The organism is Nocardia sp. NPDC056541, from assembly GCF_042794235.1.
Classification (GTDB): domain Bacteria; phylum Actinomycetota; class Actinomycetes; order Mycobacteriales; family Mycobacteriaceae; genus Nocardia.
The window spans coordinates 20,865-38,173 of the sequence record NZ_JBHTUD010000021.1 but is presented as its reverse complement, the minus strand read 5'-3'; the positions used below and the strand labels follow the sequence as shown (position 1 = coordinate 38,173).

The 17,309-nt window shown below is 68.1% G+C and carries 17 protein-coding genes; 9 read left to right on the top strand and 8 right to left on the bottom strand.

The window, feature by feature from the left end:
• Positions 1–25: 25 nt before the first annotated feature.
• The 3 genes from ACFQ9R_RS29205 to ACFQ9R_RS29195 form a co-directional block, all read right to left on the bottom strand.
• On the bottom strand, positions 26–445 hold the full coding sequence (locus tag ACFQ9R_RS29205; protein WP_378995053.1) for an STAS domain-containing protein: 420 nt from the start codon (positions 443–445) through the stop codon (positions 26–28).
• A 136-nt stretch (positions 446–581) separates the two neighbouring features.
• Positions 582–1,421, bottom strand: a complete 840-nt coding sequence (locus ACFQ9R_RS29200; protein WP_378995051.1) for an RNA polymerase sigma factor SigF — start codon at positions 1,419–1,421, stop codon at positions 582–584.
• Between the two features lie 97 nt (positions 1,422–1,518).
• Positions 1,519–1,956, bottom strand: coding sequence for an anti-sigma factor (locus tag ACFQ9R_RS29195; protein ID WP_378995049.1), 438 nt, complete (start codon positions 1,954–1,956; stop codon positions 1,519–1,521).
• A 311-nt stretch (positions 1,957–2,267) separates the two neighbouring features.
• Between ACFQ9R_RS29195 and ACFQ9R_RS29190 the strand changes: the two genes are divergently transcribed.
• Together ACFQ9R_RS29190 and ACFQ9R_RS29185 are read left to right on the top strand one after the other, a co-directional pair.
• Positions 2,268–4,415, top strand: a complete 2,148-nt coding sequence (locus ACFQ9R_RS29190; RefSeq protein WP_378995047.1) for a catalase — start codon at positions 2,268–2,270, stop codon at positions 4,413–4,415.
• A gap of 172 nt (positions 4,416–4,587) precedes the next feature.
• Entirely contained in the window at positions 4,588–5,091 is a 504-nt protein-coding gene (locus ACFQ9R_RS29185; RefSeq protein ID WP_378995046.1) for a hypothetical protein, read from the top strand.
• A 55-nt stretch (positions 5,092–5,146) separates the two neighbouring features.
• On the opposite strand, the gene ACFQ9R_RS29180 is transcribed toward ACFQ9R_RS29185, so the two are convergent.
• Positions 5,147–5,833, bottom strand: coding sequence for a PAS and ANTAR domain-containing protein (locus ACFQ9R_RS29180; protein ID WP_378995044.1), 687 nt, complete (start codon positions 5,831–5,833; stop codon positions 5,147–5,149).
• A 124-nt stretch (positions 5,834–5,957) separates the two neighbouring features.
• Between ACFQ9R_RS29180 and ACFQ9R_RS29175 the strand changes: the two genes are divergently transcribed.
• From ACFQ9R_RS29175 to ACFQ9R_RS29165, 3 genes are all read left to right on the top strand, one after another.
• On the top strand, positions 5,958–6,131 hold the full coding sequence (locus tag ACFQ9R_RS29175; protein WP_378995042.1) for a CsbD family protein: 174 nt from the start codon (positions 5,958–5,960) through the stop codon (positions 6,129–6,131).
• 79 nt (positions 6,132–6,210) lie between these two features.
• Complete coding sequence (locus ACFQ9R_RS29170; RefSeq protein ID WP_378995040.1) at positions 6,211–7,314, top strand: glutamate--cysteine ligase; 1,104 nt, start codon at positions 6,211–6,213, stop codon at positions 7,312–7,314.
• A 144-nt stretch (positions 7,315–7,458) separates the two neighbouring features.
• Entirely contained in the window at positions 7,459–7,899 is a 441-nt protein-coding gene (locus tag ACFQ9R_RS29165; RefSeq protein WP_378995038.1) for an anti-sigma factor antagonist, read from the top strand.
• Between the two features lie 27 nt (positions 7,900–7,926).
• Here ACFQ9R_RS29165 and ACFQ9R_RS29160 read toward each other — a convergent pair whose 3' ends face one another.
• Positions 7,927–8,712, bottom strand: a complete 786-nt coding sequence (locus ACFQ9R_RS29160) for an alpha/beta fold hydrolase (RefSeq protein WP_378995037.1) — start codon at positions 8,710–8,712, stop codon at positions 7,927–7,929.
• A gap of 184 nt (positions 8,713–8,896) precedes the next feature.
• Between ACFQ9R_RS29160 and ACFQ9R_RS29155 the strand changes: the two genes are divergently transcribed.
• The 4 genes from ACFQ9R_RS29155 to ACFQ9R_RS29140 all read left to right on the top strand — a co-directional run bounded on the left by ACFQ9R_RS29155 (position 8,897) and on the right by ACFQ9R_RS29140 (position 13,879).
• Positions 8,897–10,135, top strand: a complete 1,239-nt coding sequence (locus ACFQ9R_RS29155; protein ID WP_378995035.1) for an alpha/beta hydrolase family protein — start codon at positions 8,897–8,899, stop codon at positions 10,133–10,135.
• 194 nt (positions 10,136–10,329) lie between these two features.
• On the top strand, positions 10,330–10,833 hold the full coding sequence (locus tag ACFQ9R_RS29150) for a 2Fe-2S iron-sulfur cluster-binding protein (protein ID WP_378995033.1): 504 nt from the start codon (positions 10,330–10,332) through the stop codon (positions 10,831–10,833).
• Positions 10,830–11,816, top strand: a complete 987-nt coding sequence (locus ACFQ9R_RS29145; RefSeq protein WP_378995031.1) for an FAD binding domain-containing protein — start codon at positions 10,830–10,832, stop codon at positions 11,814–11,816. The genes ACFQ9R_RS29150 and ACFQ9R_RS29145 overlap by 4 nt, the downstream gene beginning before the upstream one ends.
• On the top strand, positions 11,813–13,879 hold the full coding sequence (locus ACFQ9R_RS29140; protein WP_378995030.1) for a xanthine dehydrogenase family protein molybdopterin-binding subunit: 2,067 nt from the start codon (positions 11,813–11,815) through the stop codon (positions 13,877–13,879). The genes ACFQ9R_RS29145 and ACFQ9R_RS29140 overlap by 4 nt, the downstream gene beginning before the upstream one ends.
• Here ACFQ9R_RS29140 and ACFQ9R_RS29135 read toward each other — a convergent pair whose 3' ends face one another.
• From ACFQ9R_RS29135 to ACFQ9R_RS29125, 3 genes are read right to left on the bottom strand one after another with little or no spacing between them, the layout of a single operon-like run.
• Positions 13,880–15,067 (bottom strand): lipase family protein, encoded by a 1,188-nt coding sequence (locus ACFQ9R_RS29135; RefSeq protein WP_378995028.1) that lies wholly within the window; start codon positions 15,065–15,067, stop codon positions 13,880–13,882.
• Between the two features lie 24 nt (positions 15,068–15,091).
• Positions 15,092–16,264: a lipase family protein gene (locus ACFQ9R_RS29130; protein WP_378995179.1), complete on the bottom strand. Its 1,173-nt coding sequence runs from the start codon at positions 16,262–16,264 to the stop codon at positions 15,092–15,094.
• Positions 16,265–16,289: 25 nt separating this feature from the next.
• Positions 16,290–17,186 (bottom strand): oxidoreductase, encoded by an 897-nt coding sequence (locus ACFQ9R_RS29125; RefSeq protein ID WP_378995027.1) that lies wholly within the window; start codon positions 17,184–17,186, stop codon positions 16,290–16,292.
• Between the last annotated feature and the right edge of the window lie 123 nt (positions 17,187–17,309).

Here is a 17,309-nt window from a genome sequence, read left to right as displayed (position 1 = left end):
GGATCAGGGTGATCGAAACGGCCTGTCAGTGACCTGGTTCCGATCGGGAGGCTTCGTCGATCGACAGGTAACACCGGAACAGCGGCCGCACACCGACCAGATCCAGCGCTCGCTCCACCTCACGGGTGCCGGTGAGCAGGCGAATGTCGACCCGGTGCGTCCACGCCTCGACCTTGGCGTCGCGCAGCATCGCCGCGACGCGGATACTCAGGAATTCGGTGTCGCGCAGGTCGATGACGACGACGCGTGCGCCCGAACGCACGGAGCGATCGAGGAGCGAACGGAATCGCGGCATGCGCGCCGCGTCGAGCTCGATGCCGCCCTGCAGTACCCAGCAGCCAGGTCGTCCCGGGTCGCGCAAGGCCGGCTCGGCCGCGGTATCCGCGGAGCAGCCGCGGTACCAGCGCAGCCGACTCGAATGCCGACGATCCGTGACGACAGACATGAAACCTCCTGTGCGACAGGAATGACCGGTCGTCGCTGCCGACAGGCGTCTACCGGCTCGGGGGAGCGGTAGACGAGGACCGGGGTCGGCTGGAGGTCTCAACCTGGAACAATTCTGGCACGTGTCGCCGCCGCTGTCACTGGGTCGACGTCGGCTCGGCGAGCGCTTGCTCACGCAGAAAGGTCAAGGTCCGCGACAGGATCCGCGAGACCTGCATCTGCGAGACACCCAGGTGCTCGGCGATCTGGCCCTGCGTCTGGGACTCGTAGAAACGCATGATCAGCACCTGCCGTTCCTCGGCGGGCAGCGCGGCGATCAGCGGGCGTACCGCCATCGCATCCTCGGTGAGTTGGTAGCAGGGCTCGTCGCTGCCGAGCGTGTCGGTGATCGGCTGGGTGGAGTTGTCTCGGCCGTCGTGGGTGACGCCGTCGATGGAGTTGGTCTGATAGCCGTTGCCCGCGACCAGCGTGCGGGTCACCTCGACCAGGTCGACATCGAGTTCGTCGGCGAGTTCGTGCGCGGTGGGGAACCGGCCGAGCCGCTGCGAGAGTTCCTCGGTGGCGGGCCCGATCCTGAGCTGGATCTCCTTGAGCCGGCGCGGCACCCGGACCGCCCACGTGCGATCACGGAAGTGCCTGCGCACCTCACCCATGATCGTCGGGATCGCGAAGGACAGAAATGAGGAGCCGCGGGTGACGTCATAGCGATCTACGGCGAGCACCAGGCCCACCCTGGCGGTCTGCTCGAGGTCGTCGAACTGCTCGCCGCGGCCGTTGAACTTGCGCGCGATGTGATCGGCGAGCGGCAAGCACAGTTCGATGACCTGCGCGCGCACGGTGTCGTGGTGTTCGTCGCCGGGCTCGAACGCCCGCAGCTTCTCGAACCACGGTTCGATGTTGTCGTAGCTGTCGCCGTGCGAATGCGATCGCCGGGCGGTCGAACGGTCGGCCGAAACTGTCGTTGATTCCCATGTCATCGCTACTTGCCTCACTTCCAGGCGGTTGCAGATGTGTTCATGGGGTACCCACCGGGACCCGGGGCTATGCCCTACCCACGAGGCTAGCGCGCAATGGTCACGACTTGGCAGGTCCGTGCAATCGCCGGATCCAGCCGAATTCGACCGTGGTGGGGTAGCCGCCGCGGGCCGCGTCGAACCCGGCGTAGTCGGTGCGCAGCGCGTCGGTCAGCGTCGCGACGACATGCCAGCCGAAGGACTGCTCATCGAGGGCGGCGGGCTCTCGTGCCACTGCGCTCACCCGGGCGCCGAGCGCTCCGTCCCCGCCGGTGAACGCGCAGTCGAGCAGGGAGTCCGGCGTCGCGATCAGCATCAACGCGGTGGCGACCTCGTCGAGGGCCAGCAGCAGGTCGGTGACCTCGTCGAGCGCGAAACCACCGACGAGCAGCACTGTCTCGGCGAGGGCGTGCACCATGCTCAGCTGGTCCAGTTCGGCGGGCACCTGGAACCCGACAGTTCTCGAGCGGGGAGCGGTGTCGCGATCTCGAGCCCGCACGCCACCTCCCTCATCCACTACCGTTTGTCGGAGGTTACCCCGTAACCGCCGGGTCACGCCTCGAGCTCATTTCGGGTCGTTGCCCGTCGACTCCGGTTCTCCCGGTCGCCTGCCCCGGGTCTTGCGCATCACCAGCACCACCGCGACGAGGGCAACCAAAGCCACGATCGCAATTATCTCCATAGGCGCCGCTTACCCCACGAGCCGAGTCCGAACCGCTGTTTGCCCCGCCGATAACGCGGTAGTCCGTCGAAGAAGTGGCAGGCCGTTCTCCGAATTCCCCGCGCGCGACGAAGGGACGACGAAATACCATGACCGACCGCGATATTCCGTCCGAATTCACCCATCCGCCGACTCCGCCCGACGAGGACGCCGCGACACCGTGTGAGCAGGCGGGTCCGGCAGCCGACCAGCAGGGGCCCGCGCTGCGCAGCCCCACGGGTGCGCCGATTCCCGGTGACGCGAGCGTGCGCGCCCAGCAGGGGCCTCGGCTGACCACCCCGCAGGGCGCGGGGGTGGCCGACACCGATCACGCGCTCAAGGCGGGACCGCGCGGCCCGACGCTGCTGCAGGACTTCCACCTGCGCGAGAAGATCACCCACTTCGATCACGAACGCATCCCCGAGCGGGTCGTGCACGCTCGGGGCACCGCCGCTCACGGTGTGTTCGTCGCCAACGGCGCCGCCGCGTCGCTGACCCGCGCGAAATTCCTGGCCGCCGACGCGCGCACGCCGGTCTTCGTACGGTTCTCGACGGTGCTCGGCTCACGCGGGTCGGCCGACACGGTGCGCGACACCCGCGGTTTCGCGGTGAAGTTCTATACCGGCGAAGGGGTCTACGACCTGGTCGGTAACAACATTCCGGTGTTCTTCATCCAGGAAGCGATCAAATTCCCCGATGTGATCCACGCAGGCAAGCCCGAGCCGGATCGGGAGATCCCGCAAGCGCAATCCGCCCACGACACTTTCTGGGATTTCGTCACGCTGCACACCGAGGCGACCGCCCATACCTTCTGGAACATGTCGGACCGGGCGCTGCCACGGTCGTTGCGGATGATGGAGGGATTCGGCGTCCACACCTATCGCCTCGTTGCCGAGGACGGCACGACGAGTCTGGTGAAATTCCACTGGAAGCCGCGCCTTGGCGTGCATTCGATGCTGTGGGAGGAAACACAGCTCACGGCCGGTTTCGACCCGGACTTCCATCGCCGGGATCTGGCCGACACGATCGCGGCGGGCTACGCACCGGAATGGGATTTCGGTGTGCAGGTATTTCCCGACACTCCCGATCACCTCTTCGAGGGCATCGATCTGCTCGACCCGACCAAGATCGTCCCCGAGGAACTCGCGCCGGTGCGGACCATCGGCACCTTGCGGCTCACCGCGAATCCGGAGAATTTCTTCGCCGAAACCGAACAGGTGGCCTTCTGCCCCACACATCTGGTTCCGGGCATCGAGGTCACCGACGACCCACTGCTGCAGGGCAGGCTGTTCTCCTATCTCGACACCCAGATCAGTCGGCTCGGCGGCCCGAATTTCACCCAGTTGCCGATCAATACGCCGCACGCCGACGTCAACGACCTCTTTCGGGACGGGATACACCAGGGTGCCGTCCACCCCGGAGTCGCTGCCTACAAACCCAATTCGCTCGGCGGCGGGTGCCCCTACGCGGCGAGTTTCGCCGGCGAAGCCTTCGTCGAATCGCCGACACCCATTCCGCCGCCGACCGCGAAACTGCGGACCTCCGCCAACAGTGCGGGATCGGTGTCGTTCGCCGACCATTACTCGCAGCCGCGCATGTTCTATCGCAGCCTGACCACCGGCGAACAGCAGCATCTCGCCGATGCGTTCTCCTTCGAACTCGGGAAATGCCAGTCCGAGACGATTCAGCGGCGCGCTCTGCAGATGCTGGTCAATGTCGACGACGGGCTGGCCGACTACGTCGCCGGTCAACTCGGTCTCGACAAGCCCGCCCCGAACAGCGACCATGTCGACCTCGCGCCGAGTCCCGCGTTGTCGCAGCGACACGGCAGTTTCCCGGTGGACGGGCGGACGGTGGCGCTGCTGGTCGATGACACCACCTCGGGCGACGCGATACGGGAGGTCTCGACCGCGCTGGAAGAGGCCAGGGTCCGGCCGATGGTTGTCGCGGTGCGCGGCGGTGTCATCGACGGTGTGCCGGTGGCGCGGACTTTCGCCACGATGCGATCGGTCGAATTCGACGGCGCGCTGTTGCTGGCCGCGCCGGCGGACTCCCGCGTGAACCTGCTGGTCGAGGAGATGTGGCGGCACGGCAAGGCGATCGCCGCGGTCGGCACCGCGGCCTCGGTGCTGCAGCGCAACGACATCGAACCCGATGCACCCGGCATCACCGTCGCCGACGCGGCGGCAGCGACGAGCGCGCTGCTCACCGATCTGGCCGAGCATCGTGCGTGGGCGCGCATCGAAGCCGGCTCCTGACCCACACCGACACTGCGCGCGTCCGTCGTTTCGAGTGCGAATGCGCGGGCATCCCACGAGTGTGGCGATCAGCCGAATGTGGAACGGGCGCCGAAGAAACGGCTCAGCCACGCTTTCGTAGGACGGTGTCGACACCGGAGTTACCTCGGGGCAGGTCGAGCGCACCATCACGATGCCAACGACGTCATCGCGGTGCGCGCTCGACCTGCGTCGCGGCCTTTCGCGGGTGCCCAACGGCGTGCGCCCGCCGCAACACCGACGACAGGAGGCGATGATGTTCGCGATCGAGCGCACCGAGTCGAACCCGGTGCCGACGCCGCCGGAACCCACACCACCAGGCCCGCCGCCGGACCCGTTCCTGCCGAACCCGGGCGATCCGGTGCCCGCTCCACCCAGCCCGCCGAGCCCGCCCGGCCCGGATCCGATTCCGCGCCCGCCGAGCCCGCCCGGCCCGGATCCGGTGCCCCCGCCGCCGAGCCCGCCCGGTCCCGATCCGGTGCCCGCCCCGCCGACTCCGCCCGGTCCCGGTGACCCGGTGCCCGTTCCGCCGGAGCCGCCGGGCCCCGACGTTCCCCCGCCGCCGATCCTTCGAGGTCTCAGCGCGGCACTAGATCTCGGCTCGGCTCGGACCGCGTCCTCGGTGTCACCGCGCCTCGAACTCGCGGCGCGGCCATAGGGAATCAGGGAGGTCGGTTCTCTGGACCACCGCCCGGCCCCGCTGGGTGTCGCCACTAACCGTTGCGGTCCACCTGGGCGCCTTCGTGCGCGGTCAGCAGGACGTGGTCGAGCCGGGTGCGCAACCGCACCTCGTCACCGGCCACCGTCGGCAGCGCGGCGACCACGCGTTCGGCGATGGCGCGTAGCTTCACGTTGGTCTCCTGCGAGCGCCACTGGAGTACCCGGAACGCCTGGTCGGCGCTGACGCTGTAGGCGAGCATCAACGCGCCTTTGGCCTGTTCGATCACCATGCGCGCCTCCAGCAGCACCGGCAGGGTGCTGTCGAGCGCCTCGCGCCGGTATTCGGCCGCGGTGTCGGACAGGTCGATGTAATAGCCCTCGGTGCCGATCACCGTCCCGTCCACGTCGGCGAGCGGCTCCGACACGACCAGCACATCGCGCACCCGGCCGTGCGTATCGATGATGCGGTGGTGGCTGGAGAACGCGCCGCTGTCCTCGACCGAGGTGATCATGGCCGCGACCCGATCACGATCGTCGGGATGCTTGTGCGAGAGCAGCATTTCGGTCGTCGGCACGGTGCCGGGCTGGTAACCGTGCATCCGCGCGACCTCATCGGACCATTCCCATTGCCGGGTGGCGAATCGAAACCGGAATCGGCCGACCGTCAACGAGTCGCCGACCCCGACCACGCGTTCGACAAGCGCGCGCTCTGCGGTGGATGCGTTGTCCAGTTCGGTCATGTGTTGATTATTCACCCTGGACGCCGAGCCTGTTTGCACCTGACAGACCCGGGTAGGCCGTCGATGGGTCCCCAGGACGGCCCACGGCCACCGAGTGGCCGAGAAACAGCCTGAAAGGAATGTCATGGGTATCGCTGACAAGGCGAAGAACAAGGCCGAAGAGCTGGCAGGCAAGGCCAAGGAGGCCACCGGCCGCGCCACCGACGATCGCGATCTCGAGAACGAGGGTCGCGGCGAGCAGGCCAAGTCGAACCTGAAGGACGCAGGCGAGAAGGTCAAGGACGCTTTCCGCGACTGACCGGCCACGCCGCCGGGGTCATCGGTCCTTCACCGGGCCGATGACCCGGGCCCGCTCCGCAGGTGCTGGAGGTGAGCAAGTGTCCGCGCATGTACCGACGGTCGGCGTCGAGGAAGAGTTCCTGCTGACCGATCCCGCGTCCGGCGCGCCCGCGCCGAAGAACACGCTGGTCGCCGAGACGGCGAAGAAGGCCGGGATCGATCTGCAGCTGGAGCTGACGAGCTGTCAGGTCGAGACGAGTAGCGCGGTGCACTCCGAGATCGGCGCCTTGCTGGCGGAATTGCGGACCGCACGGCGCCGGGTGGCCGAATGCGCGGCCGAGCACGGCACCCGGTTGCTGGCGGTCGCGGTTCCACCGACCGTCCCCGAGGGATACCCGGTTACCGATACGCCGCGCTATCAGCGGATCGCGCACTCTTTCGGCATGATCGCCCACGAGCAGGGGCTGTGTGGGTGCCACGTGCACGTGGCGGTGCCCGACCGCGAAACCGCGGTGCTGGTGAGCAATCATGTCCGGCCACGATTGCCGGTACTGCTCGCCTTGACCGCGAATTCGGCGATCTACCGCGGCAGCGAGACCGGCTACGCGAGCTGGCGCAGTATTTTGTGGCGCCGGTGGCCCAGCGCCGGTCCGCCGCCGTATTTCGCGTCGCTGCGTGACTACGAATCGATGGTCGCGATGATGCGATCCAGCGGCAGCATCCTGGACAACAAGATGGTCTATTGGGATGTCCGCCCGTCGGAATCCTTTCCGACTGTCGAGATCCGCGTGAGCGATGTCCCGGCGACAGCCGAGGAATCCGCCTTGCTGGCCGCCCTCATCCGCGGAATCGTCGCTACCGCGCTCGACGCGATCGCGCAGGACATTCCCGCTCCCACGGTGCCCGGCGAAGTCCTGCGCGCCGCCTATTGGAACGCCGCGCGATCCGGGCTCGACGGCAACGGCCTCGACCTCGTCGCGGGTCGCGTCGTTCCCCACCAGGACCTGCTGGCCGGGCTGGTCGAGGACATCGCGCCGGCATTGCATCGTTGTGGTGACCACGACTTCGTCACCGATGCGGTCAGGGCGCTCGGTGAGCGCGGAAACGGCGCGCGCCGTCAGTTGGCGGCGATGAACCGGCGACGCGAGATCGCCGATGTGATCGGTGAACTCGCCGACGCCACCCTCGAGGGCTGCCGCTGATCGCGAGGCCGCGCGCATCAGATCCATCACATCCGCAGACACCATCGATTCGGCGTGCTGAAATGGGATCACCAGCCGATTTTGAGCCACCAGGACCGGCTGGGGCAGTGTGTATGCCTGCCGGTGTCGAGGGATCGGGCACTCGTGAACACCCATTCCGGCCATGGCGACCAACCGTCGCGGATCGATGAATCCGACTCGGCACTGCGGGCGGAGGTCACCCTCCATCACACGGCCACTGTTCTGCATGTGCACGGCGAGATCGACGCGTGCAACCTGCCTCGATGGCGCGCCGTTCTCGACGCAGCCATCACGGCGGAGGGCGAGTCGGGCCACCTGGTGATCGACATCAGAGACGTGACGTTCATGTCCTGCCGGGCAATCCTCGACATGGCGACCCGCGCCCAGCAGAGCCGGCTGCGGATGAGTGTGGTCAATCTCGTGCCGTCGGTCACCAACCGGATCATCGTCGCGGCCGGTCTCACCGAGTGGCTACCCGTCTACCCGAGCCGAACCGAGGCTCTGGCCGCCGCGCCCGCGCAGCCCACCCGAACGATTCCCCCGGCGTCGTGGACGCCGACGTAGACCTGGGCAGGCAACCCAGGCCCGGGTTCAATCGTTCGCAACGGAGTCGGTGAGAATCGGCAGCAACGCCTTGGCGCTGACCATGTGGTCCTGCCCGGCGAGCACCCGATGCGACGCCTGGGGAATCGCCGCGGCGAGCTCCCGGGACACCTGATGCATCCCGGTCGGGTTCTTCTCCCCGACAACGACTTTCACGGGAACCCGGATCTCCTCGAACCGTTGCACCGGAGGCAGTGTTTCGGTGATCGCGATGTCGTACATCAGGGTGGGGGCGAGGGCCTTCATCGTTGTCCACCCGGGAAACAGCGGCAGCAGCGCGACGAACGCGCCCGGCATCCCGATCCCGCGCAGAAACGCCTTCAGCGCTCGCGCGTTCTTCGCCTGGTCGAGCAGCGCCCGCACCGTGGCGGCCAGCTCGGCGTAGGACGCCTGTTCGGTCTCGTCGTGCACATAGGGGGCGTCGTAGATCACGACCCTGTCGATCTTGTCCGGCATCCGTACCGCCGCTTCGAGCGCCAGCGCGGCACCCGAGGAATGTCCGTAGAGAATCGCGCGCCCACCGGCGGCGTCCACCATCGCCTCGATGTCGTCGACTTCCCGCTCGATCGCATACGGCTGCAGGTCCCCGCTGTCCCCGCGCCCGCGCCGGTCGTAGTTGTAGACGGTGAAGCGCGTGGCGAACACCCGCACATCGCCGGCGATCGGCCGAAACCGCCGGAAACACGTCGCGCCGGTGATGTACACCAGCGCGGGCCCGTCACCGGACACGTCGTAGGCGAGTTCGGTGCCATCTTTCGACGTAGCGATCCTCATAGCTCGTTCCTTTCGGTGCCCGGCGCGCGCGGATCCCGATCGATCCACTGTCTACCACTACGACGATGTCGCCCCCGCGAACTCATCGGTGCGCCACGGGAGCCCGGCCCGGCGGAGCGGTATATTGCGCCGCGGCCCGACCGGGAACGTGTTCGACGCGACGAATCAGGAGGATTCAGTGGTGATGGGATCAGGCACGGAGTCGGCGTCGATTGTCGTGCGTCGATGCGCACGGGCGGTCGCGGTGGTGCTGGCCGTCTGCGCTTCGGCGGTCCCAGCCGCCTCCGCCGATCCCGCGGCAGCCGGTCTCGAATTCTATTCTCCGGCACCGGATTCGGTGGCCGGCGAGCACGGATCGGTGATCTCGTCACAGCCGATTGCCGGGGAGCCGGGCTTGCCTGGGGCGCGCAATTTCCTTGTGCTCTACCGGTCGGTGGATGTGCACGGTCAGCCGGTCGCCGTCTCCGGTACGGTCGCTGTTCCCGAGGGAACGCCGCCGCCCGGCGGTTGGCCGCTGATCTCCTGGGCACACGGCACCACCGGCACCGCCGATGTGTGCGCACCGTCGCGGGACACCGGTACGGGGTTCCCCGCTCACGACTACACCTCGTTGACGCGCGCGACCCTGGCACGATGGATCGCCGCCGGATACGCGGTGGCGCAGACCGACTATCAGGGTTTGGGTACGCCGGGCCCGCACGGGTATCTGATCGGGGAGGCCGAGCAGCGTGCGGTCGCGGACATGGCGCTGGCGGCGCGGGTGATCGCGCCCGAGATCGGGACTCGCTGGGTGGCGATGGGACATTCGCAGGGTGGTCAGGCCGCCGTCTACGCCAACGCGCGCTCGCAGCAGTGGGCGCCGCAGTTGCGCTTGCTCGGTGCGGTGGCGATGGCACCCGCCTCGCATCTGGGGCCGGTCGTGCAGGCTTTCGCCCTCGCCCAGCGAACCGGCATCGCGGCGAAGGTGGACGCACCGGCGGGCTCGGTGTCGTTCATTCCGTTGTTCATCCGTGGCGCCCAGACCGTCGCCGACATCGATCCGTCGGCCTTTCTTACCGCCGAAGCTGATTCGATGGTGGGCCAGGCCGATGACCGCTGCATCGGACAGCTGCGTGAGCGGGATTCCTGGGGCGGGCTCGGCGCGGGTGACACGTTCTCCGCCGACGCCGATCCCAGTGCGCTGGTGCGAGTTCTCGACGGCAACGACCCCAGCGGGCTGGCGCTGACCACTCCGATGCTGGTGTTGCAGGGCAAGGCCGACACCGTCGTCCTGCCCGCCGGCACCGACGCCATGGTCGCTCAGCAGCAGCTGACCGGCCAACCCGTGGAATACCGCACCTACCCCGGCGTCGATCACCGCGCCATCCTCGGCGCGAGCAACGACGACGCCCTCGCCTGGGTGAACGCCCGCTTCGCCCGCTGACTCACAGCGCGCACGTCCCGGTGATCCCGCCGGTCGTGATGTCCGGTGAAACCACGGCGGATGTGGTCGAGGTCCACGATGGCCCACGGCCGGATTGGTAGCGTGGCCGAGGTACGCCCAGTGGTTGCGTACGTGCTGGTAGCGGGCCCGGAGGGTCTGTGCGGAGTCGGTGTCCCACGACGAGAGGCCGTTCGATGCGAGCGCGGATCAAGGTGACTGTCGATGGGCGGACGCGGGTGGTGGACATCGACACCCGCACCACCCTGTTGGATGCCCTGCGTGAACAGCTGGGCGTCACCAGCCCGAAGAAGGGCTGCGATCGCGGGCAGTGCGGGTCGTGCACTGTCCTGCTGGACGGCCGACGGGCGACGTCGTGCCTCGCGCTGGCCGTCGCACACGACGGGGCGACAATCGTCACCGCCGACGGACTGGCCGACGGTGACGACCTGCATCCGGTCCAGCGAGCATTCCTCGAACACGACGGCTTCCAGTGCGGCTACTGCACGCCGGGCCAGATCTGTTCGGCGGTCGGCATGCTCGACGAGGTGCGGGCGGGCGCCCCGAGTCACGTGACGGCGGACCCCGCGGGCGAGATCGTGCTGAGCGCCGACGAGATCCGGGAACGAATGAGCGGCAATCTGTGTCGCTGCGGGGCGTATCCGAACATCGTCGCGGCGATTCAGGAGGTCGCTCGATGAGGGAGTTCGCCTACGAACGCGCCACTGATGCGGGGCAAGCGGTAGCGGCGGTACTCGCCGACCCCGACGCCGTATTCCTCGGTGCGGGAACCAATCTCGTCGATCACCTCAAACTGGGGATCATCGCGCCGGGCAAGCTCGTCGATGTCAGCGGACTGCCGTTCGATCAGGTGACCCCGCTGCCCGACGGCGGTGTCCGCATCGGGTCGGCGGTGCGCAATGCCGATCTCGCCGCGCATCCGGTCATCCGGGCGCGGTACCCGATGCTGTCGGCGGCACTGTTGGCGGGCGCGTCGGCCCAGTTGCGCAATCTCGCCACCACCGGCGGAAATCTGTTGCAGCGCACCAGATGTCCCTACTTCCAGGATTCGACTGTGCCGTGCAACAAGCGCGAACCGGGCAGCGGATGCTCGGCGATCGGCGGGTTCGATCGCGACCAGGCCATCCTCGGCGCGTCCGATCAGTGCATCGCCACCCATCCCTCCGACATGGCGGTGGCGATGGCCGGGCTGGGTGCGGTCGTGCGGGTGCTCGGCGCCGTCGGTGAGCGCGAGATCCCACTGGCCGACTTCTACCGGCTGCCCGGCGACGAACCCGACCGGGACACGGTCCTCGACCACGGTGACCTGATCACCGCCGTCGACCTGCCCGCGCTCGAGTGGGCGAGCACCTCCACCTACCGCAAGGTCCGCGATCGTGCGTCGTTCGCGTTCGCCCTGGTGTCGGTGGCCGCCGCCGTCGACATCGCCGACGGCCTCGTGCGAGATGTGCGGATCGCGTTCGGCGGTGTCGCTGCCAAACCATGGCGGGCATTCGCCGCCGAGGCCCGACTGCGTGGCCGGGCCGCCACCGAGGAGAACTTCGCCGCCGCGGCCGATGCCGAACTCGCCGACGCGCGCGCACAGCGTCAGAACGGTTTCAAGATCCCTTTGGCGCGCAATGTGCTGGTCGCGACCCTGCGCGAGCTGAGCGAGGTGCGATGAATTCGCCGGCGATCGGCAGCTCACCCACCCGTGTCGACGGACCGGCCAAACTCCGTGGTGTCGCGCCCTACGCGATGGAGCATCCGCAGCGGGATCCGTTGTACGGCTTCGTGATTCAGTCGACGATCGTCCGCGGGCGCATCCGCGAGATCGACACTTCCGTGGCCGCACGGATGGACGGCGTCGTCACCGTGCTGACCCACCACAATGCTCCCCGGCTGGCCGTCGACGACGACAACGAACTGTTCATCCTGCAAAACGGCGAGGTCGCGTTCCGTGGGCAAGTGATCGGCGCCGTCATCGCGACGAGCCTGGAAGTCGCCTGCGAAGCCGCCGCCCAGGTGCGCGTGACCTATGACGAGCAGCCCGCCGCCGTCACCCTCGACGCCGACCTCTACACCCCGCAGGAGGTGAGCGGTGGCTTTCCCACCGACACCACGATCGGTGACGTCGACGCCGCCATGGCGATCGCCCCGGTCACCATCGACCACACCTATACGACCGCGATGGTCCACAACAACCCGATGGAACCGCATGCCACCATCGCGCACTGGACCGACGACACCTTGACGCTGTTCGACTCCACCCAGGGCCCGCACGTGGTGCGCGCCGAGATCGCGGCCCTGTTCGGCCTGGCGCCCGAGCGGGTGCGGGTGATCGCGCCCTTCGTCGGCGGTGGCTTCGGATCCAAAGGTGAGCCGCACGCCAATATCGTGCTCGCGGCGATGGCCGCGAAACTCTGCGACGGGCGACCCGTGAAACTGCCGCTGACCAGGCAACAGCTGTTCTCTCTCGCCGGTTATCGGACGCCGACCCGCCAGCGGGTCCGGCTCGGCGCGCACCCCGACGGCACCTTGACCGCCATCGCCCACGACGCGATCGCGCAGGTCTCCACGGTGAAGGAGTTCGCCGAGCAGACCGCCGTGGCGACCCGCGTGATGTACTCGGCGGCCAGCCGATCGACCTCGCATCGTTTCGCGGCACTGAATGTTCCCGTCTCGTCATGGATGCGGGCGCCCGGGCACTGTCCGGGCATGTTCGCCGCGGAGACGGCGATGGACGAACTCGCGGTCGCCCTCGGTATGGACCCGATCGCCTTGCGCATCCACAACGAACCCCAGGTCGACCCGGAATCAGGGCGCCCGTTCTCCACCCGTGGGCTGGTCGAATGCCTGGGTGCCGGGGCGCAGCGCTTCGGCTGGGCAGAGCGTGACCCGGCACCGAAGTCGCGCCGCGATGGCCGATGGCTGATCGGATCCGGGGTCGCCGCGGCGACCTACCCGGCCGACACCGCCGGGGGCAACAGCGCCCGCGTGCGCCACAGCGGCGACCGCTACGAAGTCGCCATCGACGCCGTCGATATCGGTACCGGCACCTGGACCTCCCTCGGCCAGATCGCCGCCGACGCCCTCGGGGTCGACACGGATCGCATCGATCTGCGCATCGGCGATTCCGACCTCCCCCAGGGGACGGTCGCGGGCGGTTCGGCCGGCATGGCGTCGTGGGGTTCGGCCGTGGTGGCCGCCGCGCGAGCGTTCCGTGACCGCTTCGGGCCGGAACCCGCCGACGGTGCCGAGATCACGGTCGAGGCGCCCGAATATCCAGGGAGAGAGAACTTTTCGACTCATGCGTTCGGCGCGCACTTCGTCGAGGTCCGCGTGCACACCGACACCGCCGAGATCCGGGTTCCGCGCGTGGTCAGCGTTTTCGGCGCGGGCCGCATCATCAATCCACGGATGGCCCGTTCCCAGTTCATCGGCGCTGTCACCATGGGTCTGTCGATGGCGCTGTGGGAAGAGAGCGAGTTCGATCCGCGCCTCGGCGCCGTGGTCAACCACGATCTCGCCGGGTACCACATCCCGGTCAACGCCGATATCGGCGAGATCGACGTCAGCTGGATCGACGAACACGATCCGCATCTGAACCCGATGGGCAGCAAGGGAATCGGCGAGATCGGCATCGTCGGCTCGGCGGCCGCGGTCGGCAACGCGATCTACCACGCCACCGGCGTGCGCGTTCGCCGCGTCCCCATTCACCTCGAAGACCTGCTCGGCGCGCTCTGATCAGCAGCGGGTCGGCGCGGGTTCGCCGCGGAACCTGGCTTCGATGAAGTTCCAGGCCTCCGGCAGACCCGCTACCGCGGTCGTCATGTGCTCGGCGATCTGATAGCGGGAGAACGTGACCGGCGCGCCTGCCGCGCAGTAGCGGGTGGCTACGTCCTCGACGGCGTCGAAGGGTGTCAGTTCGTCGAAGACGCCCTGCCAGATCAACATCGGCGTCTCGGGCACCTCGGGGTCGTAGCGCAAACTGTTCTCCCGCAACACCGCTCGTGCCTCGGGGCTGTCCATCAGGGACTTGGTCGCTGCCAGCTGTTCGGCGCTGCGGGCTATACCGTGGAACAGCAGGAAGCGCCGGCATTCGTCAGCGGTGAAATCACGGAACCACAGGCCCTCGCCGTTGAGCTGGTCGGAAATGGGCAGACGCTGGGGGTATTCGCGCTCCAGACCCATCGCCGCCGCCCAGGCGAGGCCGAAACCGGGATGGTGCCCGAAGCCGATCCCGAGGGCCATCTGTTCGAGGTCGGCCGGGATGCCGCCGGCGGCGACGCCCGCGAGCGTCAATTCCGGTGCGTAGGTCGGTTGCAGCGCGGCCGCCCACGCGGTCGCCAGCCCGCCGCCGGAGTACCCGGCGAGTGCGATGGGGGACTGGCCGAGGCCGAGTTCGGGCGCGCGCTGGAGCGCTCGCACACTGTCGAGGGTGACCATGCCGCTGAGCCGGGCGGCGCCGTAGGCGACATTCGGCCCGAGGTAGTCCGGCAAGGCGACCGCCCAACCGCGGCCCAGCGGCAGAGCCGCGCCGAACGCGTCGGGGGTCTCGTCGTTGATCAGCGAGGTGGAAGGGTTGCATTTGGTGCCGAGGGAATTGATCAGCGCCTGGTAGGACACCAGCGGCGGGTTCGTGACACCGGCGGGGATCAGGACCGTGGTGACGCCCATGATCGGGTCACCCGCGGAGTTGGTCGAGCGGAAGGCGACGTGCCAGATATCGGTGCCCTGGTAGTGGCCGAGGTCGAACTTCCGTTGCCGCACCACATCACCGGGCGTGAAGTCGCCGATATCGGCCGGTGCGGTGAAGAAGGGATCGGGGTTGGGTGTGGGGTAACGAGGCTCCGGCGTCGCCGCGGGAGCGAAGATGGCGACGGTGAGGCCGTAGAACAGCACCGTGAGTGCGGCCGTCAAAATCCGGCGCATGGTGGATCCTTATCTCTCGGGAGGTCAGCAGTTGCTCGGCGCGGGCTCGCCGCGGAAGCGGGCGTCGAGCCACGCGACGGCAGACGGGAAACCCATGACCGCGGTGGCCAGGTGGTCGGGGCTCGGATAGAGCTCCGAGTGCACCGGTGTCCCGGCCTCGCAGTAGCGCTGGTTCGTGCGATCGACCGCGTCGACGGGGATGAGTGGGTCGATGGGGGTGTGCCACTCGAAGATCGGGATCGTCGGCACGGGCTCGAACAGTTCCAGGCTGTTGGCGTCGCCCACTTCCCACGCCCGGGGGTCGTCGATCAGTGAGACGGTCGAGGCGAGGTCGGAGGCGCTGTGCATGGCTCCGGCGGCGATGAGTTCGACCGTGCACCCGTTGGCCATGGCATCGCGTACCGCCAAGCCGGTGTCGTTGAGCTGCCCGCTGATCGGGAGGCGGTCGGGGTACTCGCGTTCGAGGCCGAGTGCCGCGGCCATCGCGAGACCGAACATGGGATGCGGGGCGAAGCCCAGGGCGCGCGCCATCGTGGTGATGTTCATCGGCACCCCGCCCTGCGCGGCGCCGACCAGGCGTAGTTCGGGCGCGTACTGCGGTGCGAGCGCGGCCGCCCAGCCGGTCGCCATGCCGCCGCCGGAGTACCCGAGCATGGCTGCCGGGCTGTCGGCGAGACCCAGTTCCGCGACCCTGGTCGCGGCGCGGATGCCGTCGAGGGTGATCTGTCCGCCGAGTCTGGCCGCGCCGTAGGCGGCGTTGGGGCCGAGATGGTCGGGCAGCGCGATGCTCCAGCCGCGCAGCAGCATCGTGTTCAGCAGCGGCACAGCGCGATAGAGCAGATTCGGATCGTAGGCGTAGAGGGCCCGCGAGACCGCGCACTGGGTACCGAGACCGTTGATGATGTGCTGGTAGGACAGCAACGGCGCGCCGGGGCGATGGTCTTTCGGGGTGAGGATCGTGGTGGTCGCGGCGATCGGCCTGCCCTGGGAGTCGTTGGACCGGAACTTCACCAAAGTGACTGTGGCGGTGGGGAAGTAGGGCAGTGGTTCCTGGACCCGGACCGCCAGTACGGCCCCGGGTTCCTTGCTCGCGATGTCGGCGGGCGCGGCGTAGAAGGGGTCGGGGTCGGGAGCCGGATACACCGGTGGTGCCCCGGTGGCCGCCGGCGGGCCGGAGGCGGTGACCAGCCCGACCATGACGGCGCAAGCCAGGGTGCGCAGGCTAATTCTCACGGATCACCGCCGACGCGGGGTAGCGAACACCGGTGGCGCGTTCGGATGCCGTCCACAACTGCTGCCAGAGGGCCCGATCCTGCGACAGCGCGCTCGACGGGCAGGCGCTGACCGGTCCCCGGGTGTTGAACAGCTTGGTCGGGCCCCAATAGATATCGGGATCCGCATCCGGGGCGGTGGCGGCGTAGAGCATCGATTGTGCTGCCGCGGTCCGTGATTGGCCTACCAGGCGGATGAACGGCTCGGCGACATAGTCGAGTGGCGTCTGCGTCTTGGCGACGAGTCCGGTCGGTGCGACGCCGGGGTGCACGGCGTAGGAACGCAGCATCGACCCGGATTCGCGGAGCCTGCGCTGTAGTTCGCGGCCGAATATCAGGGTGGCCAGCTTCGATTCCGGATAGGCCGCGTGTCGACTGTATCGGCGGTGTTCGAAGCGCAGATCGTCGAGCGGCAGTGCCTTGGTCCACCCGTGGGAAATGCTCGACAACGAGATGACCCGGTCCTGGATCCGATCCAGCAGCAGGCCGGTCAACGCGAAGTGACCGAGATGGTTGACGCCGAATTGTGTTTCGAATCCGTCGGCGGTACGGGCGAACGGCACATTCATCAATCCGGCATTGTTGATCAGCACATCGAATTCGCCGCACTCTTGCGCGAAGCGCCGTACATCGGACAGATCGGCAAGATCCAGGGCCGCCACGGAGATATCGCCGGCCAGCCGATCAGCGATGGCGCGACCCCGTTCGGTATCACGGCACGCCATGATCACCGTGGCGCCACGGGCTGCCAACGTGCGGGTTACCACCTCACCGAGGCCGCCGTTGGCTCCGGTGATCACGAATCGTCGGCCGTGCTGATCCGGTATCGGATCGGGAGTCCTTGCCATGGCGCATGACCTTACGAATCGTGGTCACCGGGTGGCAATGCGTTTGGAAAATGTCAGGGACGACGCGAGGACCGTTGGTCGTTTCCCAAAGAGGCCCGGCGCGCGAGGAATTCGGTTGCCCGC

Excerpts from the sequence above, each read along its gene's own strand:
- ACFQ9R_RS29190 (WP_378995047.1), top strand. The coding sequence starts at position 2,268 with ATGACCGACCGCGATATTCCGTCCGAATTCACCCATCCGCCGACTCCG.
- ACFQ9R_RS29135 (WP_378995028.1), bottom strand. The coding sequence starts at position 15,067 with ATGCGCCGGATTTTGACGGCCGCACTCACGGTGCTGTTCTACGGCCTC.
- ACFQ9R_RS29125 (WP_378995027.1), bottom strand. The coding sequence starts at position 17,186 with ATGGCAAGGACTCCCGATCCGATACCGGATCAGCACGGCCGACGATTC.
- ACFQ9R_RS29145 (WP_378995031.1), top strand. The coding sequence starts at position 10,830 with ATGAGGGAGTTCGCCTACGAACGCGCCACTGATGCGGGGCAAGCGGTA.
- ACFQ9R_RS29200 (WP_378995051.1), bottom strand. The coding sequence starts at position 1,421 with ATGACATGGGAATCAACGACAGTTTCGGCCGACCGTTCGACCGCCCGG.
- ACFQ9R_RS29180 (WP_378995044.1), bottom strand. The coding sequence starts at position 5,833 with ATGACCGAACTGGACAACGCATCCACCGCAGAGCGCGCGCTTGTCGAA.
- ACFQ9R_RS29150 (WP_378995033.1), top strand. The coding sequence starts at position 10,330 with ATGCGAGCGCGGATCAAGGTGACTGTCGATGGGCGGACGCGGGTGGTG.
- ACFQ9R_RS29140 (WP_378995030.1), top strand. The coding sequence starts at position 11,813 with ATGAATTCGCCGGCGATCGGCAGCTCACCCACCCGTGTCGACGGACCG.
- ACFQ9R_RS29160 (WP_378995037.1), bottom strand. The coding sequence starts at position 8,712 with ATGAGGATCGCTACGTCGAAAGATGGCACCGAACTCGCCTACGACGTG.
- ACFQ9R_RS29205 (WP_378995053.1), bottom strand. The coding sequence starts at position 445 with ATGTCTGTCGTCACGGATCGTCGGCATTCGAGTCGGCTGCGCTGGTAC.
- ACFQ9R_RS29155 (WP_378995035.1), top strand. The coding sequence starts at position 8,897 with ATGGGATCAGGCACGGAGTCGGCGTCGATTGTCGTGCGTCGATGCGCA.
- ACFQ9R_RS29130 (WP_378995179.1), bottom strand. The coding sequence starts at position 16,264 with ATGGTCGGGCTGGTCACCGCCTCCGGCCCGCCGGCGGCCACCGGGGCA.
- ACFQ9R_RS29175 (WP_378995042.1), top strand. The coding sequence starts at position 5,958 with ATGGGTATCGCTGACAAGGCGAAGAACAAGGCCGAAGAGCTGGCAGGC.
- ACFQ9R_RS29185 (WP_378995046.1), top strand. The coding sequence starts at position 4,588 with ATGCCAACGACGTCATCGCGGTGCGCGCTCGACCTGCGTCGCGGCCTT.